Here is a 26,161-nt window from a genome sequence, read left to right as displayed (position 1 = left end):
GTCTCAGGCTGCGATTGCCTGACGAGCCGTTGCCATCGTCATCTTGCGATCCGCGCGCTCCTGCTGCGGCGAGCGCTGATAGAGTTCGCGATAACACTTCGAGAAATGCGATGCGGAGACGAAGCCGCAGGCGACGGCAACCTCGACGACCGGCATTGATGACTGCACAAGGAGATGGCGCGCGCGGTCGAGCCTTATCTCGAGATAGTAGCGGGCGGGAGAGCGTCCCATTTCCTGTCGGAACAGGCGCTCGATCTGCCGCCGCGAAAGACCGGCACCGTCGGCAATCTCCAGAAGCGACAGCGGCTCCGCCAGATTGCCCTCCATGAGCTCGATAATCGAGAGCACCTTGCCGTTCTGCACGCCAAGACGGGCGCGCAGCGGCAGGCGCTGACGATCATGCGGACTGCGCACGCGATCTGTCAGGTGTTGTTCGCAGACGCGGTTGACGAGCGTTTCACCGAAATCCTCACCGATTAGGTTCAGCATCATGTCGAGCGATGCGGTGCCGCCCGCGCAGGTGTAGAGGTTACTGTCCACTTCGTAGAGATCAGCGTAGACTTCCGCTTGCGGGAAGGCTTCAGAGAAGCCCGGCAGGTTTTCCCAGTGGATCGCGCAGCGCTTGCCGTTCAGCAGGCCAGCCTGTGCCAGCACATGAGCGCCGGTACAGAGGCTGCCCACCGCTACGCCGCGATTGTAGGTTTCGCGCAGCCAGGCATTGACCGACTTGTTGTTGAACTCTTCGACATCGATGCCTGAACAGACCAGCACCATGCTCGGGCGGTTCTCGCCGCCGAGATTGCGACGCTCGTCGGCCAGGGAGGTGTTGGCCTCGATACCGATGCCGCAGGAAGAATAGACCTTCTCGCCATCGACCGACGTCAGGCGCCAGCTATAGGCCTGATAGCCGAGCATGCGGTTGGCGATGCGCAACGTGTCGATCGCCGCCGAAAACGGCAGCATGGTGAACTGGGGAACCATGAAAAAGACCAGGGAGCGTTTCTTATGCGGCATCTTGTTCATGAGACCATTCCGTGCTCGAGGACGATCATCTATTGGTTGCTTGGAATGCGTCGCTTTGATATTCTGAAAACGACATTGGCATGGAAAAATGCGGCCGCAAAGAGCAAATTGCGACATTGCTCGATTTGATCTTTGTCAATTGACGACTGGCAGTGACAAATGTTCAGTCGGTGCGCGCTGGAAAATACATGTGTCTGAAAATCAAGATTAAATCCTATGTCGCCCAAAATAGTGAAGGCGGCGCTGCCGGGAGCAGAGCGCCGCCTTCACGAGGACTGGTGTGTCGCATTCATTACATGACCTTGCGTTCGTCTGCGTCATCTGCCGAAGGCCAACCGATATCTTTGCGCATATCAAACGGCATGGATTCGATTTCACGCGCCGCCTGCCACTGATGCCACGCATGAACAATCTTACGGGCATAACCTGACACGGATGGATAAAGGGTGCCTGAGTGCGACGGCTTGCTGTCTCTGAAACTGATCGTGGTCATTGCGATTTCCTTTTCTCCTCGAATGACATTCCTTCATGCATACTGATATGGGCCTGTCGTGTTCATCAATCAAACGAATAGAGTTTATGGCTATCATCAATATTTTTGAATGAATTCGCCGCGAGCGCAACGATCGCCAGAGCCTCTTTCTATTGATGAACCCGTCTTAGAGCGAAGCATAAGCTGGCTTGGGATTAGTAGATTCACGACTCCTCGTAGAAGCTAGTGAACGGCACGTGGTTGATGGGTTGAATGCCATCTCGATTAGGCATGTCGTGCGCGTGTCGAAGCCATCCGTTCGCGTTCTCGGTCTTATAGACCGGATAGCCGCGCCTAAGAAACGCGTTCGAGACCCGCTTTCGAGGGTATTCCGGATCGTTGATGCCAACGGAGCAGAAGGCCACGCCTTTTCTTGGGGATCCCTCTGGCACCGGCCCGCCTAGCCAGCGATTGAGGACGGATGGCGTTACGTTTCGGCAGCTACCATGATGCGGCACCTGGACAAACGCCGGAGCAAGAAGCAGCCCATACACCTGCGCGGTGTCCGCTGCCTCGAATGCCGCGGGTTCAGCGTCGGCCGTGAGGAGCGAGCACTGTCTTCTGATCCAGGACACCGAGTTGTATCACACAGGATTCGTTCGATGCGGAAGTCGGCGACGGGTTCTCATGTAACGCCTCTGTTGTCCACGTCTCGAAAAGGCTCGCGAGCTTCTTCGCGGCCTCGAACAATTTGCCAAGCATGCCCTTCACCGGTTTGGCGTAGCTGGATGGTGTCCGAATTCCGGGATCAGGGTAAGGTATCGTGCTCGGCTCGGCGCGAGCACAAGGAAGTTGCCGCGACGGAAAACGCGATAGCCCTCGTTCTCCTGCGAGGGCTTTCTTTTCGTTGATCGCCGGAACTCAGGTCTGAGGGATAGCGGGTCATTCCGCAGCGTGGCGGAGCGGGTAACCTTCGAGTGGCTCAACGAGTGCAATGACCTCGAAGTCGCCGATCATGTGGTGTTGTTCAGAACCGACGACGGCCAACGTCCAGAAGTCAGGATCTTCGCCAAAGATTGTAGAAACCTGCACAATCGTTGTCCGGCCGTCGGCATACCTGCTTGACCGCGCCCAATAGAACTCGTCCGGAACCAAATTCTTCATAACGCCTACTCCTACGCTATGCGGTCAGGATATCAGAAAATCGAAAGATGACTATCGCTCGTATTCTGACGTCCACAGCGAGTCGCCTAAATCAGGGGGGGCGCTCTAGGGGTTCCCTTTCAAACGGCGCCCGACGCTCACTGCAATCAGATGACGGTTTGCAGACCGAGTTCCACCACTCGTCCGGTCGGAAGGCCAAAATAGTCGGTCGCGTTGCCTGCGTTCTGGGCGAGCACGATGAATAGGCGATCCTGCCAGAAGGGCATACCGCCTTTCTTGGATGGGAGGATCGTCCGGCGCGACAGAAAGAACGAGGTAGACATGATATCGAACTTGAGCCCGAGCTTCCGGACGAGCACTAAAGCGCGCGGAATGTTGGGCGTTTCCATATATCCGAACGTGATCACCAAGCGGCTGAACAGCGGGCTGAAGCTTTCGAGGAAGATCTTCTCGTCGTCAGGCACGAACGGCTCCGTCGCGGTAACCACGCTCAGGATGACGTTATGTTCGTGCAGAACCTTGTAGTGCTTGAGGCTGTGCAGCAGTGCGGTGGGCGCACCTTCGACGTCGCTTGTCAGAAAGACGGCCGTTCCGGGCACGGTCGTAGGCGGCTTCTTTGTCAGCCTCTGTATGATCCCTTCCAGCGGCACCTCGTCTGCGCGCGTCCGAGAGGCCAGCAGCCGTCTACCAGCCATCCATGTCTGCATGATGAGACCCATGGTGCACGCAACGGTGACCGGAACCCAGCCGCCCTCGGGAAACTTGGCGATGTTCGCCACGAAGAACCCGGCGTCGATCAGGAAGAGCGGAACGATGACCGCCGCGGTGCTCAGCGCCCTCCATTTCCAGACGTGCTTCATGACGACGAACAGGAGGACGCTGGTGATCAGCATCTCGCCAGTGACAGCAATGCCGTATGCGGCGGAGAGTCCGCTCGAACTCCTGAAATACAGGACAAGCGCGACGACAAATACGAAAAGGAACGCGTTCACTTGTGGCATGAAAATTTGCCCGGAGTGCGTCTCGGAGGTGTGCAATATCTGCAGTCGCGGCAGCAGGTTGAGGTGCATTGCCTGTCGAACGAGGGAATATGCCCCCGAGATGACCGCCTGGCTCGCGATTACCGTCGCCGCAGTTGCCAGACATACGATCGGCACACGCGCCCATTCCGGATGCATGCCGAAGAATGGGTGGTCGGTCATGTCAGGATTTGCGAGGACGAACGCACCTTGTCCGAAGTAATTCAGGAGAAGACATGGAAAGACGAGCGAAAACCACGCCACCACAATTGGCCGTCTGCCGAAGTGGCCCAGGTCGACGTAGAGCGCCTCAGCCCCTGTGACCGCGAGGAACACTGCCCCGAGGACCGCGATGGCGTGCCCGACATTGTTCGATGCGTAGAGAACGCCATGGAGTGGGTTGATGGCGCTGAAAATTTCGAGGTCATCGAGGATATGGATGGCGCCGCTTGTTCCGAGAACGAGAAACCAGACCGCCATGACGGGTCCGAACACTGAGGCGACGCCGCTCGTACCGAAGCGCTGAACGAAGAAAAGCACGGCAATGATAGTGACGGTGATCGGCACGATCCATGCTGACAAGCCGGGCGCGACAACCTGGATCCCCTCGACGGCTGACAAGACCGAGATTGCAGGCGTGATGATGGCGTCGCCGAGAAAGAGCGAGGCGCCGGCGACGCCAAGAACAAGGATCCACCCGGGCTTTTCTGTGAAGCTCTGCCGAGCAAGCGTCATCAGGGAGAGCGTTCCACCTTCGCCCCGATTGTCTGCCCGAAGAACGAACGTCACATACTTCACGGTGACGACGATGGTCAGTGCCCATACGATCAGCGAGAGGATGCCGAGGACGTTCTCGCGATGCGATCCCGATCCGGCTGTCGCATGTAGCGCTTCTCGAAACGCGTAGAGCGGGCTGGTGCCGATGTCACCGTATACGACGCCAAGTGCGGCCATCACCAACGAGGGAAGACCACTGCGCGATTCAGTGGCCAACTCTGGGTCTTCTGAGCGAAGTTGCGGGTAGGTCACTGGGTAGTCCTGACGGAAGCGACTATGTTTTCAATGTTGTAGGTGATGATATCTGAGAACGCTCGAATATTCGATTGGTTCGATTGGCTGACCCACAGCATTTGAGATGTGCCACGAAGGAGAATTGACGCAGGCCGAGGCTGCCTGTCCCGGACAGCATATTGGAGGGTCAACTGCAGCTGCTCGGTCGTATGGCCATCTGCTGTCTCGAGCGAGGACAAGGTAACGCCCAGCAATCGAACGCCCTTCGGGGGCGGGAAGTCGGGCTTGAGAAGCAGCCAGATGGTCTCCTCGATTTCTTCTGCCGATGCCAATGTGCGCTCGCTCGTCCTTGCGCGAGTAATCTGGGTGAAGTCTGCGTATTTAACCTTCAACGTAACAGTCTTCGCCCGGATGGCGTTGGCCTGGCAATACCGCCAGACCTTTGCGATGAGCGGCCGAACGCCTTCGAGCGCCGGGTCATAGGAATGGATGTCCTGTGCGAAGGTATCCTCGGCGCCGACGGATTTGCGAACTCTGTCAGGCTTCACGCGACGCTCATCGATGCCGCGTGCGATGCCGTAGAAATAGGGACCCGATTTCCCGAAGTGTTCGACCAAAAAGGGCAAGTCCTTTTTCCTTAGATCGGCACCAGTCTGGATGCCGAGGCGGCATCTTCTCAGCGGTCGCAGACCCAACGCCGTGGAATTTTTTGACCAGAAGGCGGGCTTCAGGGCAGAACTCGATATCGAACCGAATGTCGGACACCCGATATCGAGCACCTGGGCGCAGAAGGCGCTCGCTTTCCTCCGGAAGACTTTCGCCTGAGAATGGAAACCGTAGATCAACAGGACCGTTTCCATTCCATGAGCGACGAGCAGACAAGCGACAGCGATGAATCCCAGCCCAAGGAGACGATCTCGTTCGCCTTTGACCGGATGACGGTCGCCCGCTTCCGAGAGACCTTTCCGAACGCCCGGTGGAGCGACAGTCTCACGGCATGGACCGTGCCAGGCAAGACCGCGCGCCGCCGCATTGATCGTTGGCTGGCCTCCGAGGAGTCCCGAAGGTCTCCATTTGAGGAGGAGAAGGGGCGCGACGCCTACGAATTCGAGCCGATCCTTAGCCCGTACCTGCAGGTCTACGACCGCGGCTTCCGCGTCCGGACGCCATACTCCCGCACGGTGGTCGACGAGCTTCGGCAGATACCCTTCGCCCGCTGGAACGGCTACGACAAGGTGTGGGAGGTTCCTTTCTCCTCATACGACGAACTTCAGCACCGGTGGGAGACCATCGAGGAAGCCGCGAAGCGTAGCGAGCCCGAGGCGCGGCGGAAGCGGGCTGAGGCGCGCAAAGGAACCGACGAGGAGGCGAGGGCACGACGTCGCGCCAACGAACGGCGAAAGCGCAGATTTCCAGTGTCGAGCGACGACCTCCCTCCACTTGGCAGACCGCTCGCGACGACAGCATTCGGAATTGTGGTGATCAGCGACGTTACCGGCGAGATCGTCGATCCTGGCGAGGTCGCCGAGCACCATCCCGATGCTGGCGACGAACACGTCTGGGCAGGTTGGCGACCGGCGACGCTGGACGAACTGGTCCATACCTGGCCGAGTCGGGATCAGCCTGGCGATTACGAGAAAATCCGCGGCTGGTGGCAGCCGACGCTGGACGAACTGAGGGAAGCTAGACGGAACGCGAAATCACGCGATAGACGGAAGCGCAAGGATGACGACGCCGGTCATGTCGACTTATGACTTTCGACTATATCTCGTCAGGGGTTGTTGCAGGAGGAGGATAGGTATGCATATCGACGGGGAGTGTCAGTGTGGGCAAGTGACGTATGAGGCCGACATAGATCCTCGCGAAGTCACGATCTGCCATTGCACGGACTGTCAAAGGCTGACGGGGACCACGTATCGTGTGACGGTCAGCGCGCCCCGCGAAAAGTTCTGTATCACCTCCGGCGACCCGAAGGTGTACGTCAAGATCGCAGATAATGGTCGTCGACGAATGCAGTACTTCTGCTCCAACTGTGGGTCGCCAATCTACACGACAGGCGAGTTGCAGGACGCTGCTCAGGTCGGCATCCGGCTAGGAACCATAAACCAGCGACAGGATCTCAAGCCACGGGCGCAGTTCTGGTGTTCTTCGGAACTCCCATGGGCTCAAGATATTCGAGCGTTGCCCCGACACGACGACTGAAAGGCGCGGTTCGTTAAAATCCGTCTATCCCACCCACGACGCCGACGGCATCTTCAAGGAGCAAGTCGTGTTCGCCGCATTCCACCGGGGCAGAGGCCGCATCTGCTAGAGTGAGACCTTCCGAAAGATGGATTGATAAGCTGGGCGCGCTGGGTGGGCATCCGTGAGCCGGTCGCCGCCGTCGTCGAACAGGCGATAGAATGGCGGCGCCGGAGTCAACGACTAAAGGCGAGAAGGCCAGGTCAGAGCGTGTCGATCAGTCCTCCGTCCACACGCATCGAAGCGCCGGTCGTTGCGGACGCCAACGGCGAGGCCAGGTAGGTGACGAGATTGGCGATTTCCTCGACGCTTGCAGCCCGTTGGATGATCGAGCCGGCGCGGTGCTTCTTCACGAAGTCCGCCGCGACCTCCTCGATCGGCTTCCCCGTCTTCGCACGTTCGTCGGCGAGCATGGCCTCGACGCCTTCGGACAGCGTCGGGCCGGGAAGGACGGAGTTCACTGTGACGCCCGTGCCAGCCATGCGCTTGGCAAGGCCGCGGGCAACTGCGATGTCGGCGGTCTTGCTGACGCCGTAGTGGATCATCTCGACCGGAATGTTGAAGCCGGATTCCGACGCGATGAAGATGACGCGGCCCCAGTCGAGCTTCTGCATGCCGGGAAGATAGGCGCGTGAAAGCCTGACGGCAGACATCACGTTCACCTGCCAGTGACGGTCCCATACCTCGTCGTCAGTGTCGAAGAAATCGAGCGGCTGGAAGATACCGGCGTTGTTGATGAGGACGTCCACATGAGGAACTTTGGCGACGAGAGCACCGCATCCTTCCGCGGTTGCGAGGTCGGCCGCGACCGCCGTCACGCTTCCCCTGGCGCCTTCGCCTTTCAGCCGGTCGGCTGCCTTGGCGGTCTTTCCTTCAGACCGGCCGTTGACCACCACGTCCGCGCCGGCCCTAGCGAGTTGACGGACGATTGCGTATCCAATGCCTTCTGTCGATCCCGTGACGAGCGCGGTTTTGCCTTTGAGGTCGATCTGCATCTTCAGCTCCTGTGAGGTTGGATCACAGAACGTATGAACTGGGGAGCGGTCTCGCAACAGTCCATGATGCGGATAATCCTTTCGGGTTGGGGGAAGGAACCGATCGAAACCAATCGGGTTTTTACCGAGCCGCCCGGTCGCCTTGCTGCCCCGCTATCTCAATCCCCTGTTCGACTGGGCGGCCGCCGGACACTTGGACAGCTCCGAGATGGATTAGTCGAAATCGCCGATCCGGCCCGACTGGAAGACGATGATCGGATCGCCTTCCTCAACCACTGCAGACTTTCCTTCACACTTGACGACGAGGATGCCAGCGTGGCTTCCGGCGTGTTCCTTCGCTTCCTTGACGGACTCAGCCTCGCCTTTGTCTACGACGGTCTCCCAGACCTGATCGGATTGTCCCCGTTCGTCGCAATGCGGACTTGAGGTCTTGGACGCGCTTGACCACGACAGCAACAGGAGGGGCTGGATCCGGTATGCGACGTGATTTCGAACATCAGGCTCGATAGCGAACCCTAAGATCCGGGTCGGTGAACAGCCGACGGCCGTGAGAGCCCAGGACTCTGGGACAGGCATACGCGTCATGCTCATCCCGGAGATCCGCCTTCTTCACGTTCGATCAAATGATGGATCTACGCGGTCTTCTTCGTATTAAATTAAGCCGAAATCGGTTGGTTTTACGCCTTTCCGGTCGCTCGGTTGCGCACGCTCTCCAGAATCTCGTCGGACAAGGCGGGGTCGTTCACGGCCCGGGACATGACGAGAGCGCCGACGAAGCTTGCGACATCCGTGATCGCTTGACCGCGGTCAGGATTGGAACCATTCTCCGTCTGCCAGTTCTCCATATGGGCGATCAATCCCCGGATATGATCTGTCACCGGGCCTCGCTCCGCCTCCGGCAGTCTTGCGAGTTCCGGCCCAAGAGCGGCCACTGTGCATCCCGCTCCGGCGGCGGCGCGATGCTCTGGTGAAAGATAGGATTTTGCGAAGTCGTCCAACGAACCCCTGAGGGCATCGGCCCCCAGCATGTTCTGCATTGCATGGGCCAGCGCTTGCTCGGCAAGATCGCCCTTGGATTTGAAGTGGCCGTAGAAGCCGCCATGGGTGAGGCCAGCCCCTTTCATGACGGCATCGACACCGACAGCATGGATTCCATTCTCGCGAAACAGCTTTGCCGCCGTATCGAGAATGCGCTGCCGGTTATCCTTTGCCTGTTCCTTAGTCGGACGCATCCGCAAATCCCTTTTGAAAAATGCTCTTGACAAAATATATGACGATCGTAATTTAAAAGCAATACATGACGAGCGTCATTTAAATTAACAGACCAGGCGGAAGCGCCCTTAGAAGGATGAAGCACATGAGCATGCGTTATAGAGTTTTCGGCCGCACCGGCCTTCGCGTTTCGTCATTTGCGCTGGGCACCGGCAATTTCGGGACCGGCTGGGGCTATGGCGCAGACCGAGAGACTGCAAAGCAGATCTTCGACGTTTACCGTACCGCCGGCGGCAACTTCATCGATACGGCCGACCAGTACCAGTTCGGCCAGTCGGAAACGTTGACCGGCGAGTTCATTGCCGGCGACCGCGACGATATCGTGCTTGCCACCAAGTTCTCGTTGGGCGGCGCGCCGAGCAGCGGCCTACAGCACACCGGTAACAGCCGCAAGGCGATGATCCAGTCCGTCGAAGCCAGTTTGAAGCGCCTGAACACCGATCGCATCGACATGCTCTGGGTGCATATGCCGGATGCCGTCACGCCAATCGATGAGATCGTCCGAGGTCTCGACGATCTCGCTCGTTCCGGCAAAATACTCTATTCCGGCCTGTCGGACTTCCCAGCCTGGCGCGTCGCAACCGCTGCCACGCTCGCCGACCTGCGCGGCTGGTCGCCGATCTCGGCGCTGCAGGTCGAATACAGCCTCGTGGAACGCACGGTCGAGCGTGAGCTGATCCCCATGGCCAATGCTTTCGGTCTCGGCACCGTTAGCTGGTCGCCGCTTGGCGGTGGCCTGCTCACCGGAAAATATCGCAAGGGCGAGACGGGCAGGGCGCAAGGGCTCGGCGCGGTCATCCACGGCGAAAGCGACGATCGCAAGACGGCGACCGTTGACGCGGTTCTGGCGATTGCCGAGGAAACCGGACTTCCCGCCGGTCAGATCGCCATCGCCTGGGTACTTGCCAAAGGCACAACGCTGCCGATCATCGGTCCGCGCACCAAGGAGCAGCTCGACGACAATCTTTCAGCACTCAATGTTCGCCTGACCGAAGAGCAGATCGCACGCCTCGATACCGCCAGCGCCATCCCACTCGGCTTCCCCTACGACATCGTTACGGGTAGCCGCGATCGTCTGGCGGGCGGCAAGGCGGATGTGATGGACTGGCCCACCGCAGCGGTGAAGTGAGGTCGTTGACCGGCCGAATTTATAATCCGTCATGCCCGGCCTTGAGCGAGGCTTCCATTTCGCAGCGTGAATCCTCGGCTCAACAGCCGGGGATGAGCGCTTTCTGGATTTGAATGTAAAAGAAACGCCTGCTGAGGATGAAAACGACTGAGGGTGGTAGCAGTGACGCGGGGCCCCAACAGCCAGCCGCAGCACCTGTCTGATCCCAACCTTCCTTTACGAAGGCCTCAACCAGAGATATGGCGGCGCAGGCCAAAATAGCGCCCGTTTTCCCCTTGAGATTGTCGACGCCCTTGTAAACTCCTGGGCGCCAGGTCGCGTTGGAATCAAGCTCAGTCCCGGTTTGGCTGGCGTCGGCACTTTCATCGCGGGAGCCGAGACGTTGGCGACCTTCGAATATCTGGTCGGTGAATTGTCGAAGCGTCATCTCGCTTATCTGCATCTGATGAATCCCATAAGCGATCCGACCGGGACACAAGTGGAAATTCTCGGCCAAGGCGTCGCCAAGCATTTCCCGCCGCTTTATTCCGGCACTCTGATTGCCAATGGCGGTTACACCTTTGAGAACCGGCAATGATCTGGTGCGCGATGGCTTCGCCGACATTGTTGCCTTTGGAGCGCCGTTTATCTCTAACCCGGACTCGGTCGAGCGTTTCTCCGATGATCTCAAACTCAAGCCGGGCGAGGGCGATGAGGGCGACCACCGCCCGTCGAAGCGTTGATGCGAGTCAAAATCGGACCTCTGCCCGAGTCGCTTTCGTCGCCTTACCGAATAGCGTGGGTAAGTGATGCGCGCCTTTACTCCCGAATTGTGAGGACTCTTCTCCAATTGGGGAAGCGATGCCTGGTTGCGCTCGGTCACCGCTGGGCTTACAAAGACAGTCGAGGAAAAACCCATGCCCAGCGCGTCGCAGCAGATCATGAGGCTAGGATTCGGGTTCGCTGTGTCACAGGCGCTGCGGGTAATTATCGAACTCGGCGTCCCCGATCTTCTGGCCGCCGGCGAGCGTTCGGTGGATGGACTAGCGGCCGCCACTCAGTCAGATGCTGACGCGCTTTATCGTGTAATGCGACTTCTCGCCCCTGAAGGGATCTTTAGGGAAGTTGCGCCCCGGAATTTCGAGTTGACGGAGATCGGTGCCGTGCTGCGCTCCGATCGGCCGAGTCCCCGTGACTTCGTCAGTATGATCAACAGCGAGGCCTATCTCGCCTTCGAGCAACTCCTGTATTCAGTCCGCACAGGAAAGCCAGCCTTCGACAAGGTGTTTGGGAGCCCAAGGTTTGACTGGCTGTCGCAACACCCCGAGCAGGCTGCCTTGTTTCAGCGTGCCATGGTCGCCGTGAGCCAAGGCAGCAACGAGGCCGTTGCCGAAGCTTATGACTTCAGACCTTTCACGCGGATCATAGACGTTGGCGGCGGACATGGTCAGCTTCTCTCGTCGATCCTGGCCCGCAACCCCCATTTGAGCGGCGTGCTTTTCGATCTGCCTTCGGGCGTCGCGGCGGCACACGAGGGTACCGGAGGCGACCTGCCGCGCACCGAATTTATCGCTGGTGATTTCTTTGAGAGCCTTCCCAGTGGTGATGTCTATGTCATCAAGAAGGTCGTTCACGATTGGGACGATGGGCGTGCTGCGGCGATCCTGCGAAATTGCCGAAAGGCGATGCTACCAAACGCGAAGGTGCTTGTGGCAGAGACGCTGGTGCCGCCGGGTGACGAACCGCACCACATTAAAAGTATCGACGTGGTCATGCTCGCCGTCACCGGCGGCCTGGAGAGGACAGAGGCACAGTATGCAAGCTTGTTCGACGCCGCCGGGCTACGGCTTGAACGGGTGATTCAGACCTCAGGACCGATTTCCATCCTCGAGGCGTCTCTCGCCCACGGGTAAGGTCTCGTCGTGCGATTTAATGGGTCTGAGCCCAAGCGTTAGGCGATGAGCGATTGACCGGCTTCTCGATCACAGTCGAGGACGTCGTCGATCTTTCTGCAATCAAGACAAGGTTGGGAATGCCTGCCGCAATAGGAGGCTGCCATCGCGGAGTGTTCCAGGGAAGTATCTTGAAGGACATGTGTCGTTGGGGGGCGGTGCCTGAGAGACCTGATATCGACTTTCTGGCTGTGCCCCTGAATGCCAGCGGCACCGCTCGGCATGGGGACGACCCGCAGGCTTCGGCTGGAGCAGGGGGCACCGTTCCTGTATCAGGTGGTGCGGCCGAAGAACGTTACGATCCTGTCTTGCTGTTTTGTCACGCACAGCATTTCTTGCCCGCCTCTGGTGCGCAGCATGTCACCGCTGCCTGTTCTGCGAGCCAGCGGTCGCGTGGTTTGCAACTGGCAGGGCGTGGCGACAGACGGACACGAAGGATGTCGTCCGCTTCTACAGGAGCGTTAGCGCAGTAGAGCTGCATGGGCTTCACACCGTCGCTCACCTCGAATGTCAGCTTGGCTGAGCCGTCGAGGGAAACGTGTTCAGAGACCTTCCTGACGATCGCTGAAAATTTTCCAGCCGTCATGTGCCTCCGATCACCGTCATCGACATCCCACAGCTGGACGAAGATTTCCGACCACGCCTCAGGGTTCGCTCCGCAGTCCAGAGCGGAGAATTGGCCGGCCTTGACCTCGGTGACGTGATACCCCGGACGGACTGACATTCCGTCGTATTCGAAGACGAGCGGTTTTTCTGCCGCTCGTGCGAGCTTTTCCAGGAGCGAACCCAAACTGATATCGTCAGCGGCATCGAAGCTATTGTCCAAGACCGTCATCCGAGCTACTCCTTGGTTTGATAGTTTTAGGATTATTAAAATATGGAAGAGCGTCAAGCCCTCATGTCCTTCGCGGCGCTTTCTCAGGAGACCCGTTTGGGAATCGTCCGAAACCTGGTGGTCGCCGGGCCCGACGGCATGCCTGCCGGTGCCGTCGCCGAGGCAATGGGGGTCTCAGCCTCCAATGTGTCTTTCCATCTCAAGGAACTGGAACGCGCGGGCCTGATCGCCCAGAGACGGGAGTCCCGATCAATCCGATACAGCGCGAACTACGAGGCGCTGTCAGGCCTGGTGAGGTTTCTGATGGAGGACTGTTGTTCGGGTCATCCAAGGGTTCTCGGGGTCACAGGCAAGGAGGGGGATTGCTGCTCATCCGATACCACGGCAGCACAACAGAATGTCTGAAACCAAGGATGGAATTCCGGTCGCCGTGGTTTGCGCGCTCGGCCTCACGCAGATCATCGGCTATGGCACGCTCTATTATAGCTTCAGCATCCTCGCGCCCGGAATGGCCCGCGATCTCGGCCTGAGCGTAGAACAGGTGTTCGGCATCTTCTCGGCATCACTTTTTGTCGGGGGGCTCTCTGCTCCCTTCATCGGGAAGTGGATGGATCGTTTCGGTGCCGCCTTGGTGATGACCGCCGGCTCGGCTTTGACGGCAGTGACGCTGCTGCTTTGCGCTTGGTCGCCCTCGGTCGCGGTATTTTCTGTCGCCATCGTCCTTCTCGAAGTGGCTTCCGGCATGGTGCAGTATCAGGCGGCATTCGCGGCGCTCGTCGAGAGCCGCCCAAAGGCCGCCTCCCGAAGCATCACCTATCTCACGCTCATCGGCGGGTTCGCGTCTACCATCTTCTGGCCGATTGCGGCCAACCTCCATGAAGATTTTTCTTGGCGTGAAATCTACGTGGCATTCGCGGGGTTGAACCTGATCGCATGCCTGCCTTTGCACTACTGGATAATGCGCCACAGGCGATCCGAGGCGGCTCTTTCATTTCACAAGCCTATGGCCCCTGTCGTCGGAGCGTTACCGGCCGAGGCAAGGCGGCGCGGCATGTTGGTGGTCTCATTGGCATTCGCCCTGCAGGGCTTTTCGCTTTCCGCCATACTGACCCACATGGTCCCCATGCTGGGCGGGATCGGGCTCGGTGGGGCTGCGGTCATTGTCGCTTCGTTGTTCGGCCCCTCCCAAGTCTTGAGCCGATTGATCAATATGGTTTTCGGAAAGAGCCTTTCGCCGCCAATGCTGGCAACGTTGTCGGCCGTCCTGATTGTATTGGGTGTTATTATCCTTGGAGTGTCGGGAGCCTGGTTGCCCGGTGCTGTGGCATTCGCGGTATGTCTTGGGCTGGGATCGGGCATCAACAGCATCGCGCAAGGGTCACTTCCGCTTTGGCTCTTCGGATCGGAAGGCTATGGAGCAATCACAGGACGGATGGCGGCGTCACGGCTTGCGGCGGGAGCCATGGCTCCATTCGTGTTCTCCGTTGTGATGGAAACATTCGGCATCGACGTCGCTTTGCTGGCAAACGCCTGCCTGGGCGCGATAGGTATCGTGGCGTTCATGGCGGTGGCGTCTTCGGCGAAGCGAAGCGGGATTGGGGTCTCCACCGCGGATACATGACCGCGGATGGCCGCCGCTATCGGCCGCCCATGGCGGACTGGTGTCATGGGAATGAAACCGGTGACGGGGCGCTGGAGCCGCCGACTTTTTCGAAAGTGCTGAACTGGAAATTCTGCACTGATCCCCATGGGGTCGTGTGTTCATGCCGCCGCGTTGCAACGAGCCTAAACTGTTCGCCAAGAATCACTTGCAAGCTCTCCGCATCGTAACGGGCTACCGGAAGACCGCTGCATTTCTCCGGCCCATCCAAAGCGAAGGTGCCGATCACGGCTTTGCCTCCGTCTTTGAGGGCCCGTGCCAGGACGCGAATATAGGATTGCTGATCGATGACAGTTGTCAGGAAATGAAAAGTGGCCCGGTCGTGCCAGAGGTCATACGCGCGGTCCGGCATCCATGAGGTCACATCCGATACAACCCATTCTACATGAGCCATCTCTGCCAGTCGCGACTTGGCCCTGCCGAGTGCTGCGCTGGAAAGATCAAGCACAGCAACGTGCGCCTGACCGGCGTCCACCAGTGTATCCACCAACCGCGACGCTCCGCCACCAATGTCGACGACTGCCATTGCCGGTGTCAGTCCCGCTTCCTGCAGCAGCGTCAGCGATAGCTTCGGGGTTTCCTCGTACCAACTGACGTCTGTGTCAGACCTGGTCGTATAGACACCTTGCCAATGCGTCTGTTGGTCGGGCGTTGCCATGATATCATCCCTGTTGAGGTGGCAGTTTACCAGATGTCGGCCAATTCTGTATTGAAGCCACCGTCTCCCGGGGCATATCAACCGGCGGCTTTTGGGGCGCAAAACGGACCGGGTCGATATCACTCAGATCGATTTCAACGCGACCCGTTTCTCCAGGTTCGCGGCGTCCTCCTTCCTCTCGCTGTAGCGGTCCGTGAGATAGTTGGAGGCATCGCGGGTCAGCAGCGTGAACTTCACCAGTTCCTCACAGACGTCCACGACTCGATCGAAAAACGACGAGGGTTTCATTCTGCCTTCGGCGTCGAACTCCTGATATGCCTTCGCTACCGACGACTGATTGGGAATCGTGAACATCCGCATCCAGCGGCCGAGAACGCGCATCTGGTTCAGCGCGTTGAAGGATTGGCTGCCGCCGGACACCTCCATGACCGCGAGCGTCTTGCCCTGCGTTGGACGCACAGAACCGATCGAGAGTGGAATCCAGTCAATCTGCGCCTTCATGATCCCTGTCATGGCACCATGGCGCTCCGGACTGACCCAGACCTGCCCTTCAGACCATTCGGAAAGCTCGCGCAATTCCTGCACCTTGGGATGGGAGGGCGGCTCCTCGTCGGGTAGGGGAAGGCCCTTGGGGTCGAACATTCTGACTTCGCATCCGAGGCGTTCAAGTAGGCGGCGCGCTTCATGGGCGAGCAGACGGCTGTAGGAGACTTCGCGTAGCGAACCGTAGAGGATAAGGATTCGCGGCTTGTGCGTGGAGAAAGCCGGGCGCAGGGCATCGAGATCGGGCTGGCGCAGATACCGGGCTTCCAATGCGGGGAATATGTCAGACAATCCGCTTTCCCTCCTCGTCGAGGACCTTCTCGCCATCTTCCTTGGTGAATGCGCCCTTGTGGGTGTCCGGCAGGATGTCCAGCACGAGTTCGGAGGGCCGGGCCAGACGGGTTCCAATCGCAGTGACGACGAACGGGCGGTTGATGAGGATCGGTACCTTCAACATGGCGTCGAGAAGTTGGTCGTCGGTCAGGTTCAGGTTGTCGAGCCCGAGTTCTGCATAAGGGGTTCCCTTCTCGCGGATTGCCTGCCGGACAGTCAGGCCCGCGTCCTCGATCATTTTGGTGAGCTGTCCCCGAGAAGGCGGTGTCTTGAGGTACTCGATCACCCTGGGCACAAGGCCGGCATTCCGGATCATCTCCAGTGTGTTCCGCGACGTTCCGCACGCCGGATTGTGGTAAATGGTGACGTCCATGTTTACGCCCTTTCGCTGGCTGTATTCTTGATGACTGCGGGGCTGGCTTCGTACCATCCCTTGGAACGGTTCACGATCCAGACGACCGACAGCATCACCGGCACCTCGATCAGTACGCCGACGACCGTTGCCAGCGCTGCTCCAGATTGGAAACCGAAGAGGCTGATGGCGGCAGCGACGGCAAGTTCGAAGAAATTGCTGGCGCCGATGAGGGCGGATGGACCGGCCACGCAATGCTGTTCTCCGGACATCCGGTTGAGCAGATAGGCAAGTCCTGAATTGAAGTAGACCTGGATCAGGATCGGAACCGCCAGCAGCGCAATGATGGTCGGCTGCGCGATGATCTGCTCGCCCTGGAAGCCGAACAGGAGAACGAGGGTCGCCAGCAGTGCGGCGAGGGATAGTGGCTGTAGCTTCGCCAACAGGGCATCGAGCCTGCGTGTGGTGCCGTCTGCCGTCAGGTACTTGCGGATGGCCTGAGAGAGGGCCAACGGGATCAGGATGTAGAGGGCCACCGAGATCGTCAACGTGTCCCAAGGAACGGTGATCGCGGACAGGCCCAGCAGGAGCCCGACGATCGGCGCAAAGGCGACGATCATGATGGCGTCGTTCAGCGCCACCTGGGAGAGGGTGAAGTGGGGCTCGCCCTTGGTGAGGTTACTCCAGACAAAGACCATTGCGGTACAAGGGGCGGCGGCGAGGATGATAAGGCCCGCGATGTAGGAATCGATCTGGTCGGCGGGAAGCAGTGGGCGAAACAGCCATCCCACGAACAGCCAGCCGAGGAGCGCCATCGAGAAAGGCTTGACGGCCCAGTTGATGAAAAGCGTGACCCCGATGCCGCGCCAGTAGCTAGTGACCCTGGCAAGAGAACCGAAGTCGATCTTCAGCAGCATCGGGATAACCATCAGCCAGATGAGAATGGCCACTGGAATGTTCACCTTGGCGACTTCGGCAGCACCGATGGCATGGAACACACCAGGCATCAGGTGACCAAGCGCGATGCCGACAACGATACACAGGAAGACCCAGACGGTAAGGTATCTCTCGAAGGTGGACATCAGTTGGCCCTTTCGGATTTGACGGATGCACCTTCAAACGCACCAATCTGGCGAAGATTGTGTTCCAGCGCCATGCGATCGATGGACGCGAGTGGAAGATTGATGAAGGCTGAGATGCGGTTTTTCAGGAAGCGGGCGGCCTGGGCGAAGGCACGATGAACTTCGACCTCGGTGCCGACAACCGCCGCGGGGTCCTCCACGCCCCAGTGTGCCGTCATCGGGTGGCCGATCCAGACAGGGCAGGCTTCGCCGGCTGCGCTGTCGCAAACCGTGAAGATGAAGTCCATCGCGGGAGCGCCAGGTTCGGCAAACACGTCCCAGGTCTTGGACGAGAAACCCGTCGACGGATAGCCGAGGGCCTCCAGCTCCTTTAGCGCGTGTGGGTTCACTTCACCTTTTGGCTGGCTACCTGCGGAGAAGGCCTTGAAGCGACCTCCGCCATCCCTGTTCAGGATGGACTCGGCGAGAATAGAACGTGCGGAGTTTCCCGTGCACAGGAAGAGCACGTTGTAGGGCTTGTGGGTCATGGTCGTGGTCCGTGGCTAGGTCGGATGCCGGGTGAGTTTCATGATCGTCGCCGACGCGGGACAGAGGCCCGATAGCTGGCGGGTGGAGAGGATTGTCGAAGGTACATCATCGCGCTGTACGGCGACGAAGCCCAAGCCCTCGAAAAACGTCTCGGCGCTTGTGGTTGCGAGATAGACCTCGCAGCCGAGGGGAGCCTGTGCGATCGTCAGTTCGGCCAGTTGCCGTCCGTATCCTCGCGATCTGAACTCAGGCAGGATCATCATCGAGCGCAAAAGGCAGGCGCTTCCACATTCCTCAAGCCCGGAGTAGCCAACTATGCTGTCTTGGCCGTCCAAGAGCTGGAAATAGGACCGACCACGCTCATCGAGATCGTCCACCGGAAGGCCCGCCACGGTCAAAGCGGACTTGATATCGTCTCCGGCCGGTACCGGGTAAAGCTCTAGTTCACGCATGGTCCCGATTTCTCCGGCGAGCAGCATGGCGTGAGATCGGCAATAAGCGGCGCACACAACTCGGCGTTGCCGCCGCAGCAGTCCTTCAGCAGGAAGAGAGTGAGGACACGGAAACCTTCGAGGTCAGCGCGATAGATGACAGATCGGCTCTGCCGTTCGCTTCTCACGATGCCAGCCCGCGACAGGGTCGCCAGGTGTGCGGACATGGTGTTCTGTGGAACGTCAAGCATTCGCGCCAGTTCGCCTGCCGGAATGCCATCCGGTTCCGATTTTACCAGCAGACGGAAGGTTTCAAGCCTCGTCGTCTGCGCCAAGGCGGCAAGCGCCGCGATTGCGTTTTTCGATTCCATATATCCAGAATAATGGATATATTTGGTGTGTCAACAGGATTGCCCTCGTCGCGAGGACCCAGCTGGACCGTATCGAAAGCCCGCATTCCGCATCAAGGATGTCATTGCGAACGGAAAAGATCATTGTGACCGCGGCGATGTGGACCTCTGGCGTGCTGAACAGGCACGGTAGCGATCCGCTGCCAACAGCACCTGTGGTAGCCGCTGGCCTTGGTAGCGCCCTTGCCCATACCCGGTTCGCGAACGGACCCATAAAGAAGGGCGACCTCATCAACATGAAAACGGGCGGGGTCCACAAGCGCTACTGCGCTCCGATCTGTCGCATTGCGATGACTGGAAAGCATTGGGACGAAAGTTCGCAGATTCCATGATGCTTCCCCGGCGGGTGACCTCTCGGGAATTTCCAGGATCGAGCCAGGAATGACCTCTAACGATGCCGACCTTGTCGTGAGAAATGCGGTCGAGGAGGCGAGGCAAGGGCTGACGCCGAGCTTTATCCCGAAACCGACGAGGGCAGAGCCGACAAGCCCCATGCCACTCGTGTTCGTGCCCCACTTCCGACCGTTCCCTGGATGTTATGGCAACGATGCGCGACGGCTTGAAAGGGCTGCTTTCGCGAGACGATAGAATTTCTGCCTTCGGATTTTGCCGGCCGGCGGAGATCATCGGGGGCGGCGCAAGGGGTGTGCCGCCGGCTCTGCCGTCGTCGATTTTTCAGGAGAGACGTGATGTCCATCAACCGCCGCCAGTTCAACCAGCTGCTGCTGCTGAGCAGCGCAAGCCTTGCTTTTACCCGTCCTTCCCTTGCCGCCGGAGAAACACCTGTTCGTGGCGGTACGCTCAACTGGGCCTATTATCCTGATCCGACATCGTTGATCGCGATCAACACGTCGTCCGGCACCGGCCAGGCGATCGGGCCGAAGGTGAATGAAGGGCTTCTGGACTTCGATTACGATCTTAATCCCATTCCCCTGCTGGCGACGGAATGGTCGGTCAGCGAGGACGGTCTTCGTTATACCTTCAAGCTGCGCCAGGGGGTCAAGTGGCACGACGGCAAGGATTTCACCTCTGACGACGTCAACTTCACGATCTTCCGGTTGAAGGAGGCACACCCACGCGGCCGCATAACCTATCAGAACGTCACGGCCGTCGAAACGCCGGATGCCCACACCGCCGTCATCGTGCTGTCCAAACCGGCTCCCTACCTCATCTCGGCGCTGAGCAGCTCGGAATCGCCGATCGTTCCCAAGCATGTGTACGAGACCTTCAAGCCGCAGGAGCAGCCGAAACTGGAACAAACGATCGGCACCGGTCCCTTCATCCTCAAGGAATGGGTGCCCGGCAGCCATCTGATCTTCGATCGCAACCCGGACTATTGGGATGCGCCCAAGCCCTATCTCGACCGGGTCGTGCTGCGCGTCATTCTCGATCCCGCCGCGCGTGCCGCTGCGCTCGAAACGGGCGAGACCGATATCGGCGCCAATCCTGTGCCCCTGTCCGATATCGAGCGCCTGAAGGCCAATACGAGCCTTGTCGTCGATACCACGACCTATGCCTATTCGGGCCCGCAGCAGCAGCTGTTCTTCAACTATGAAAACGAGATCTTGACGAAGCGCGACGTGCGACTGGCAATCGCGCATGCCATCGATCTGCAGAAGCTCGTCGATATCGCGCTCTATGGATATGCGCAGGTTTCGCCAAGCCCGATCAGCACGGCATTGCCGAAATGGTACGATCCGAGCATCACGGCGAGGGAGCCTGATCCGAAGCTTGCCGAAAGGTTACTTGACCAGGCGGGCTACCCGCGCGGGGCCGGTGGAACGCGCTTCACGCTGCGTCTCGCCTATAATTCGTTCCTGCCGCCGTCCTATGCAGACTTCATCAAGCAGTCGCTTGCCGTCGTCGGGATCGATGCCGAAATCCTGAAGCTCGATCTCGCGACTTTCCTCAAGACCGTCTACACGGATCGCAAGTGGGATCTCGTCATTGAATCTCTCTCGAACACTTTCGATCCGACGCTTGGCGTGCAGCGCGCCTATTGGTCGAAGAACTTCAAGATCGGTCTCGTTTTCTCCAACGCAAGTCACTACTCCAATCCGGAGGTGGACCGGCTCCTCGAAGCCGCGGCAGTCGAACCGGACGAGAGCAAGCGCCGCGACGTCTGGTACCAGTTCCAGCGCCTCATCCATGACGACGTCGTATCCGTCGACCTGGTCGCCGCAGGCGCGCAGATCGTCGCCAACAAGAAGGTTCGGAATTTCGCGCCGGGCGCCCAGGGCATCAACAACAGCTTTGGACAGATCTGGCTGAGCCCCGACGCCTGATACTCGGTTGTGCAAACGACCAGCCGCAGGTGGAGCTGCGGCTGGTCGACGATTTGCGTCATTGGTGATCATTCAACACATGGCGGAAGCGTTGGTTTGCATGGGAGCGACAGCGCTTTCGCGCCATCCTTCCGGCTCGCATCTCACGATTGAAGACGGCGAAGTATGCCACCCAATTCCGCGACCGTTTGCATCGGGGTTGACGCCGGAGCGGGAGCCGGCGCGAGGATCGTCCCCTGTACGTCCCGTGGCGAGCATCCCAGCACCTGCCGAAAAGCGCGCGTGAAGGTACTGGCGTCGGAAAAGCGAAACATTTCGGCAAGCTCGCTGGTCGTGAAACGGTTGGTGGGATCCCGCAGCATGCGATAGGCCGCGAGCAAGCGTTGTCGCTGGATGTAATGTGACACGCCCTGCAACGGTTCGAACAGGGAATACAGCGTCGAACGAGAGACCCCGATGTCCCGGCAGAGAGTTGCCGGGCTGAGCGTTGGGGACAACAGGCTCATATGGATCCTCTGCCGCGCTCGCTCCAGGCGCGTCGATGCAATCGGTTTGCTGGCCTCGGCCAGCCTGTCGGGCGTTGGCGCCACACACGCGATGATCATCGCGGCAATGGATTCGACCAGGCGCGGGACGTCCTCTGTCACCATCGTGGGGAGGCGTCGTTCTACCGAGATGAAAAAATCGGACAGGAGAATACCCAGCCCATCGCTCGCGAGCGTTTCCGAGTGCGTGTCAAGCAAGCCTGCAACGGGGCGCAGAAGATCGCGCGGAATGAATAGTGTCGATACGCTCGAGTCCGCCGCAGCGCCACTGAATTGCCGGCCGAGGGATCGAAAATAGACCTTTGGCGAGCCTTCGACCGCCTGCTCGGTGTATCGTGCGCTTTCGGGCAGAACAAAACACCAGTGATCCAGCGGATCCTTGCTGAGATGCTCCCAACTGCGTGGTACCAGCGGGCCTGGCATGCGCGACGACGTGAACGCAATGGCGCCCAAGTCCCACACCTTGTTCTCGAAGGTAAAGGCGTTGCGGTTGTCCGTAGACAATGACACGTCGATGACCGCTGAATTATAGGCGCGCCATGCCTCGAACTGATGTTCCTTTGGCAATGAACGCGTATCGAAGATCAGTGGTGCAATACGATTCTTGACGATCATCAAACCTCTGGTGTTCCAGTGGCGTCGGGTGGTGCCTGTTCATGTGTATACTATGATTAATACTCCAATCAATATTACGTGCGGTGTAGGTCTATTTTGACGACTGCCGATTGCGTATTCCGTTGCTGCAGATGGCGAAGGAAGGCAGCTCTACAAGACGGACGCCGCGCCTCAATCGCGGCATCTCTCACTGCGAAGCGCCAACTCGCGCCAGAGCTCCCTTTGCCGCGATGGTACGGATCATATGGCTCTGTGGCGCGTGTGAGCGTGCCGTGATCGCATCGCGGTGGTGCCGTTCGAGCTGGAAATCCCGGTTGAGGCCCGGATTTCCGGCAAGCTCCAGCGCCAGATTGGTGATGGCGACGGCATTGTCGATCACGACGTGGCGAACGCTCATCCCGTCCATTCCGACCGACCGCCCCGCATCGACGTCTTCTCCGAGCGACCGCAACAACCTCTCGTTCGTGGCAAGCCGGATCTCGATCTCGCCGAGCCCATCCTGGACACGCGGGACCGTTGCGATCGGGGCGCCGAGACTGGCCGGCGCGTGGTGCGCGGCGAACTGCAACACCCGGTCGCGGGCCGACTTGGCCACGCCGTGATAGACGGCGCCGATCAGCGAGAAGAAGAAGGCGGTCGCATGCTCGTGGCGTACGATCGGCTGGCTGGCGGGTTGCGCTTCGATGATATCGTCAGCGGCGATGACGACATCGTCCAGAATGATGTCGTCGCTCGCCGTCGCATGCATGCCGGCGGCGTTCCATGTCTTTTCGATGCGCAGGCCGGGTGCATCGGTCGGCACGAGGAAGGAGGCAAGGCGCGGCGTCTCCTCCTCGGTCAGCGCCAAGAGAGCAACCCATTTCAGGATCGGAATGCCGGTGACGTAGCTCTTGCGCCCGGTGATGCGCCAGGTATCGCCATCAGGTCGGGCGATTGTTTCGGGCAGCGCGCCGTGAGCGGGGGAGCCGATGCGCGGCTCGGCCTGGGCGGCGTTGATCAGGGCAGGGCCCATGCGGTTTGCAGACAAGACCCGCTGCGCCAACGCAGGCGCCCATTTGCCGAAGCGGCGGATCGAGTAGTGCGTGTTGTAGTGCATCGCCAGCACCAGCGCCGTCGACGGTTCGCCACGGGCGATTTCACTGATGATCGCCTGTGCCTCCTTGAGGCCGCCGCCCAATCCGCCATGCTCGCGCGCGGTCACGAGGCCGAGGAGACCCGCTCCAAACAGCGTCTCGAAGTTGGCGAAAGGAAAGTCTCCCGTGGCGTCGTGATGGGCGGCATTGGTCGAGAATTCATCGGCAAGGCCTTTCGCCTTGCCGATCAGGTCGTTGAATTCCTGTGTCATGATGATCGGGATGCTTTCTGCTTCACGCGACGGCGCGGGTGTCGAAAGCGTCGATGTGACGGCGGTCGACCCAGTCGGTGATGGAAAAGTCGTCTGCAAGGAAACCGAAGTCGCGCAGGAAATCCTTGTAGTGTCCGATTGCATCGATGAGTTCGGCCTGCAGGCCGAGGCCGAGGTGATGGTGGATATCAGGGCCATTGGCCGCGAGGACCTGCTCTTCGGTCGCACCCGCTTCGCGGGCGACGAAGCGGCGCGTTTCCTCGGGATGGGCTTCGGCCCATGCGCTCGCCTTGAATATCGCGTCCAGCAACCGGCCAACGAGGTCCGGGCGATCCTCGGCAAGCAGCTCGTCGACGGTCAGCACACGCGGCGAGCCGGAATTGATGCGGATCTTCGGGTCGGGGTGGAAGCCGAACTCGACCACCTCCACGGCGCCGATAAGGTTGGCGACATTGATGCCGGCTGTGCCTTTCACGTAGATCGCGTCGACCTCCCCGCGAAGCAAGGCTGCAACTTCCTCGCCATAGGCCTGCCGGCGCTTCAGGCCGAAAAGCGATGGCCCTTCCTGGCTGGCAAGAACGGAATCGGCAAGAGCGATATCGACGATTTCGACATCGGACGGCGCGAGGCCTTCGAGCGACAGCGCGGAGACCAGCCCCTTGAGCGCCGTGGCCCGCATGAAATCGACGATGCCTTCCGGGCGGCGCGCGATGCCGAAGCGCCGGCCCTTCAAGTCCTTCGTCGTCTTGATCCCGGTTTCCGGCAGCGTGATGATCGCCTGGAATTCATCGGTCCAGGTGATGCCGACGAGCCGCGTCTTGCGGCCTTCCGAGCGGGCGCGGATCGGCGGCACGTTGCCGCCGTGACGGAAGGACCAGTCGAGCGTGTGGTTGAAATGGCTCTGGCGGATATTGCGGTCCGGCGAGTCGATGATCGATTTCAGCGTGACGCCGTCCTTGCGGAAGCCTTCTTCGAGATAGCCGAGCTGCGCGGCAAGGCCGACGGGCGTCGGGACAGGGCAGCGCGTGTACCAGATTTCAGAAACGGTATTCTTTGTCATCATCGTCCCTTTCAGTGGCGCAGGCCGGCCTGCTTCATCAACGGCAGGACCTCGCTGCCGAAGAATTCCAGGTCGTCGCGGAAGTCGAAGAAGCTGAGTTGAAGGCCATCGACGCCGGCGGCCTTCAGTTTGACGAATTGATCGACCACCTGCTCCGGCGAGCCGATGACACGGATGTTGCCGCCGATGGCGCGATAGGGGTCGGCCGGGTCGCGTCCCTTCCAGGCCTGCGCATCCGAATTCAGCGACTGGAAGCCGTGGGGCGAACGCTGGTCGGCGTGGGCGACGATCTTGTCGGCTAGCGCCCAGGCTTCCTTTTCCGTTGGCCGGCAGATGACCATCGGATTGAGGAGCGTTTTCACCGTCCGGCCGACATCGGTGGCCGCTTCCTTCACCCGCTTCGTATGTGCGGGCAGGGATTGCAGCGCGCTGTCGATATCGGCGCCCGTCGGGCTGGTGATGAACACGATATCGGAGTAGCGGCCGGCAAAGGCGATGCCGGCATCCGACCCCGTCGCGTTCACCAGGATAGGGCGTCCAAAGTTCGGCTTCGGCGTGACAAACCCGCCCCCGAGCTTCCAGCTGCTTTCGCCCTCGTAAGAGAAGTTCTCCGTGTCGCTCCAGAGCCGCTGGACGACTTCCAGGAATTCGGCGGCCAGCGCATAGCGCTTGTCGTGCTCGATGCGCGGCCAGCCGAACATTTCGTGCTCGACGGCCCGGTGGCCGGTGACGACGTTGATACCCCAGCGCCCGCCGGTAATATGGTCGAGCGTGGCGCCGAACTTGGCGAGATGCAGCGGGTGCCATGGGCCGTAGAGGACGTGCATGGTGGAGATCAGGATGATCTTCTTCGTCAGGCCGGCAAGGGCTGCCGTCGAGACGAAGCTGTCGAGCGCCTGCCCGTCGAAGACGCCGCCATAGCCGCCCTTGGGCAGCCATTGCGAAAGGGCAAAGACGAGATCGAAGCCCAGTTCCTCGGCTTTCAGCGTCAGCGCCTTGTTGTAGTCGAAGCGCCAGTCGGTCGATCGCTCCAGCGTCGACTGGGTCCAGCCGCCCGCCTGGATCGGCAGGAAGAGCCCGAGCAATACGGGCTGCTCAAGCGCCTTCGACAAAGGACTGTCTGGAAAATCCGTCGGCGCAGTGAATTTCGGCAGGCCCACGAACGAGCCAGGCAGGTGTTGGATGGACATGGCGTCCCCTTGCTTCTCGGGTTCTAGAGGAT

Annotated in this window: 29 protein-coding genes and 1 pseudogene; 10 read left to right on the top strand and 20 right to left on the bottom strand. The window is 59.7% G+C overall.

The window, feature by feature from the left end; all coding sequences use genetic code 11:
* Positions 1 to 3 precede the first annotated feature (3 nt).
* From AC1D2R_RS20110 to AC1D2R_RS20090, 5 genes and pseudogenes are all read right to left on the bottom strand, one after another.
* Entirely contained in the window at positions 4 to 1,023 is a 1,020-nt protein-coding gene (locus AC1D2R_RS20110) for a GlxA family transcriptional regulator (RefSeq protein ID WP_477969705.1), read from the bottom strand.
* 292 nt (positions 1,024 to 1,315) lie between these two features.
* Positions 1,316 to 1,516 carry a hypothetical protein gene (locus AC1D2R_RS20105; protein WP_477969703.1) on the bottom strand — a complete coding sequence of 67 codons (201 nt, stop codon included), beginning with the start codon at positions 1,514 to 1,516 and terminating at the stop codon, positions 1,316 to 1,318.
* Between the two features lie 921 nt (positions 1,517 to 2,437).
* Positions 2,438 to 2,659, bottom strand: a complete 222-nt coding sequence (locus tag AC1D2R_RS20100) for a hypothetical protein (protein WP_477969701.1) — start codon at positions 2,657 to 2,659, stop codon at positions 2,438 to 2,440.
* A 146-nt stretch (positions 2,660 to 2,805) separates the two neighbouring features.
* On the bottom strand, positions 2,806 to 4,707 hold the full coding sequence (locus AC1D2R_RS20095; RefSeq protein WP_477969699.1) for a potassium transporter Kup: 1,902 nt from the start codon (positions 4,705 to 4,707) through the stop codon (positions 2,806 to 2,808).
* Between the two features lie 164 nt (positions 4,708 to 4,871).
* A pseudogene (locus tag AC1D2R_RS20090) lies at positions 4,872 to 5,409 on the bottom strand (DinB/UmuC family translesion DNA polymerase); the annotation flags it as partial.
* A 143-nt stretch (positions 5,410 to 5,552) separates the two neighbouring features.
* Here AC1D2R_RS20090 and AC1D2R_RS20085 point away from each other — a divergent pair.
* Both AC1D2R_RS20085 and AC1D2R_RS20080 read left to right on the top strand, forming a co-directional pair.
* Entirely contained in the window at positions 5,553 to 6,443 is an 891-nt protein-coding gene (locus AC1D2R_RS20085) for a hypothetical protein (RefSeq protein ID WP_477969750.1), read from the top strand.
* A 46-nt stretch (positions 6,444 to 6,489) separates the two neighbouring features.
* Complete coding sequence (locus AC1D2R_RS20080) at positions 6,490 to 6,891, top strand: GFA family protein (protein WP_477969697.1); 402 nt, start codon at positions 6,490 to 6,492, stop codon at positions 6,889 to 6,891.
* 242 nt (positions 6,892 to 7,133) lie between these two features.
* On the opposite strand, the gene AC1D2R_RS20075 is transcribed toward AC1D2R_RS20080, so the two are convergent.
* The 3 genes from AC1D2R_RS20075 to AC1D2R_RS20065 all read right to left on the bottom strand — a co-directional run bounded on the left by AC1D2R_RS20075 (position 7,134) and on the right by AC1D2R_RS20065 (position 9,157).
* Positions 7,134 to 7,925: an SDR family NAD(P)-dependent oxidoreductase gene (locus AC1D2R_RS20075; protein ID WP_477969695.1), complete on the bottom strand. Its 792-nt coding sequence runs from the start codon at positions 7,923 to 7,925 to the stop codon at positions 7,134 to 7,136.
* 213 nt (positions 7,926 to 8,138) lie between these two features.
* On the bottom strand, positions 8,139 to 8,516 hold the full coding sequence (locus tag AC1D2R_RS20070; RefSeq protein WP_477969693.1) for a hypothetical protein: 378 nt from the start codon (positions 8,514 to 8,516) through the stop codon (positions 8,139 to 8,141).
* An 86-nt stretch (positions 8,517 to 8,602) separates the two neighbouring features.
* On the bottom strand, positions 8,603 to 9,157 hold the full coding sequence (locus AC1D2R_RS20065) for a TetR/AcrR family transcriptional regulator (protein ID WP_477969691.1): 555 nt from the start codon (positions 9,155 to 9,157) through the stop codon (positions 8,603 to 8,605).
* A 131-nt stretch (positions 9,158 to 9,288) separates the two neighbouring features.
* On the opposite strand from AC1D2R_RS20065, the gene AC1D2R_RS20060 reads away from it, so the two are divergent.
* The 4 genes from AC1D2R_RS20060 (at position 9,289) to AC1D2R_RS20045 (ending at position 12,218) form a co-directional block, all read left to right on the top strand.
* Entirely contained in the window at positions 9,289 to 10,326 is a 1,038-nt protein-coding gene (locus tag AC1D2R_RS20060; RefSeq protein ID WP_477969748.1) for an aldo/keto reductase, read from the top strand.
* A gap of 199 nt (positions 10,327 to 10,525) precedes the next feature.
* Entirely contained in the window at positions 10,526 to 10,903 is a 378-nt protein-coding gene (locus AC1D2R_RS20055; RefSeq protein WP_477969746.1) for an oxidoreductase, read from the top strand.
* On the top strand, positions 10,872 to 11,048 hold the full coding sequence (locus tag AC1D2R_RS20050; protein ID WP_477969689.1) for a hypothetical protein: 177 nt from the start codon (positions 10,872 to 10,874) through the stop codon (positions 11,046 to 11,048). Before AC1D2R_RS20055 ends, AC1D2R_RS20050 begins: the two co-directional genes overlap by 32 nt.
* A 174-nt stretch (positions 11,049 to 11,222) precedes the next feature.
* Complete coding sequence (locus AC1D2R_RS20045; RefSeq protein WP_477969687.1) at positions 11,223 to 12,218, top strand: methyltransferase; 996 nt, start codon at positions 11,223 to 11,225, stop codon at positions 12,216 to 12,218.
* Positions 12,219 to 12,576: 358 nt separating this feature from the next.
* Here the strand turns inward: AC1D2R_RS20045 and AC1D2R_RS20040 are convergent, their stop codons facing one another.
* Entirely contained in the window at positions 12,577 to 13,092 is a 516-nt protein-coding gene (locus tag AC1D2R_RS20040) for a DUF6428 family protein (protein WP_477969745.1), read from the bottom strand.
* Positions 13,093 to 13,134: 42 nt separating this feature from the next.
* Here AC1D2R_RS20040 and AC1D2R_RS20035 point away from each other — a divergent pair, with 42 nt between their 5' ends.
* Positions 13,135 to 13,497 carry an ArsR/SmtB family transcription factor gene (locus AC1D2R_RS20035; protein WP_477969685.1) on the top strand — a complete coding sequence of 121 codons (363 nt, stop codon included), beginning with the start codon at positions 13,135 to 13,137 and terminating at the stop codon, positions 13,495 to 13,497.
* Positions 13,490 to 14,713, top strand: a complete 1,224-nt coding sequence (gene arsK / locus AC1D2R_RS20030; protein WP_477969683.1) for an arsenite efflux MFS transporter ArsK — start codon at positions 13,490 to 13,492, stop codon at positions 14,711 to 14,713. The genes AC1D2R_RS20035 and arsK overlap by 8 nt, the downstream gene beginning before the upstream one ends.
* 43 nt (positions 14,714 to 14,756) lie before the next feature.
* Here the strand turns inward: arsK and AC1D2R_RS20025 are convergent, their stop codons facing one another.
* From AC1D2R_RS20025 to AC1D2R_RS19995, 7 genes are all read right to left on the bottom strand, one after another.
* Complete coding sequence (locus AC1D2R_RS20025; protein ID WP_477969681.1) at positions 14,757 to 15,410, bottom strand: class I SAM-dependent methyltransferase; 654 nt, start codon at positions 15,408 to 15,410, stop codon at positions 14,757 to 14,759.
* Positions 15,411 to 15,533: 123 nt separating this feature from the next.
* A complete protein-coding gene (arsH, locus tag AC1D2R_RS20020) occupies positions 15,534 to 16,280 on the bottom strand; it encodes an arsenical resistance protein ArsH (RefSeq protein WP_477969678.1) in 747 nt (248 codons plus the stop codon).
* Positions 16,237 to 16,659, bottom strand: a complete 423-nt coding sequence (gene arsC, locus AC1D2R_RS20015) for an arsenate reductase (glutaredoxin) (protein ID WP_477969676.1) — start codon at positions 16,657 to 16,659, stop codon at positions 16,237 to 16,239. The genes arsH and arsC overlap by 44 nt, the downstream gene beginning before the upstream one ends.
* A 2-nt stretch (positions 16,660 to 16,661) precedes the next feature.
* The gene (gene arsB, locus AC1D2R_RS20010; protein WP_477969674.1) at positions 16,662 to 17,720 is read right to left on the bottom strand and encodes an ACR3 family arsenite efflux transporter; all 1,059 of its coding nucleotides are present in this window, start codon (positions 17,718 to 17,720) and stop codon (positions 16,662 to 16,664) included.
* A complete protein-coding gene (locus AC1D2R_RS20005) occupies positions 17,720 to 18,247 on the bottom strand; it encodes an arsenate reductase ArsC (RefSeq protein WP_477969672.1) in 528 nt (175 codons plus the stop codon). Before AC1D2R_RS20005 ends, arsB begins: the two co-directional genes overlap by 1 nt.
* A gap of 15 nt (positions 18,248 to 18,262) precedes the next feature.
* A complete protein-coding gene (arsN2, locus tag AC1D2R_RS20000; protein ID WP_477969670.1) occupies positions 18,263 to 18,700 on the bottom strand; it encodes an arsenic resistance N-acetyltransferase ArsN2 in 438 nt (145 codons plus the stop codon).
* A complete protein-coding gene (locus AC1D2R_RS19995) occupies positions 18,688 to 19,050 on the bottom strand; it encodes an ArsR/SmtB family transcription factor (protein ID WP_477969668.1) in 363 nt (120 codons plus the stop codon). The genes arsN2 and AC1D2R_RS19995 overlap by 13 nt, the downstream gene beginning before the upstream one ends.
* A gap of 98 nt (positions 19,051 to 19,148) precedes the next feature.
* Between AC1D2R_RS19995 and AC1D2R_RS19990 the strand changes: the two genes are divergently transcribed.
* The gene (locus AC1D2R_RS19990) at positions 19,149 to 19,421 is read left to right on the top strand and encodes a M24 family metallopeptidase (RefSeq protein ID WP_477969666.1); all 273 of its coding nucleotides are present in this window, start codon (positions 19,149 to 19,151) and stop codon (positions 19,419 to 19,421) included.
* 357 nt (positions 19,422 to 19,778) lie between these two features.
* Entirely contained in the window at positions 19,779 to 21,374 is a 1,596-nt protein-coding gene (locus AC1D2R_RS19985; RefSeq protein ID WP_477969664.1) for an ABC transporter substrate-binding protein, read from the top strand.
* 143 nt (positions 21,375 to 21,517) lie between these two features.
* Here the strand turns inward: AC1D2R_RS19985 and AC1D2R_RS19980 are convergent, their stop codons facing one another.
* The 4 genes from AC1D2R_RS19980 to AC1D2R_RS19965 form a co-directional block, all read right to left on the bottom strand.
* Entirely contained in the window at positions 21,518 to 22,534 is a 1,017-nt protein-coding gene (locus AC1D2R_RS19980) for a helix-turn-helix domain-containing protein (protein WP_477969662.1), read from the bottom strand.
* A 187-nt stretch (positions 22,535 to 22,721) separates the two neighbouring features.
* Positions 22,722 to 23,879, bottom strand: a complete 1,158-nt coding sequence (locus AC1D2R_RS19975) for an acyl-CoA dehydrogenase family protein (RefSeq protein WP_477969660.1) — start codon at positions 23,877 to 23,879, stop codon at positions 22,722 to 22,724.
* Between the two features lie 22 nt (positions 23,880 to 23,901).
* Positions 23,902 to 24,942 carry an ABC transporter substrate-binding protein gene (locus AC1D2R_RS19970; RefSeq protein ID WP_477969658.1) on the bottom strand — a complete coding sequence of 347 codons (1,041 nt, stop codon included), beginning with the start codon at positions 24,940 to 24,942 and terminating at the stop codon, positions 23,902 to 23,904.
* 8 nt (positions 24,943 to 24,950) lie between these two features.
* On the bottom strand, positions 24,951 to 26,129 hold the full coding sequence (locus AC1D2R_RS19965; protein WP_477969656.1) for an LLM class flavin-dependent oxidoreductase: 1,179 nt from the start codon (positions 26,127 to 26,129) through the stop codon (positions 24,951 to 24,953).
* Positions 26,130 to 26,161: the final 32 nt, after the last annotated feature.

This window comes from Rhizobium sp. P1_C7 (genome assembly GCF_056406295.1).
Note: the sequence above shows the minus strand (reverse complement) of the source record. Positions and strands in the feature narration are given on the sequence as shown.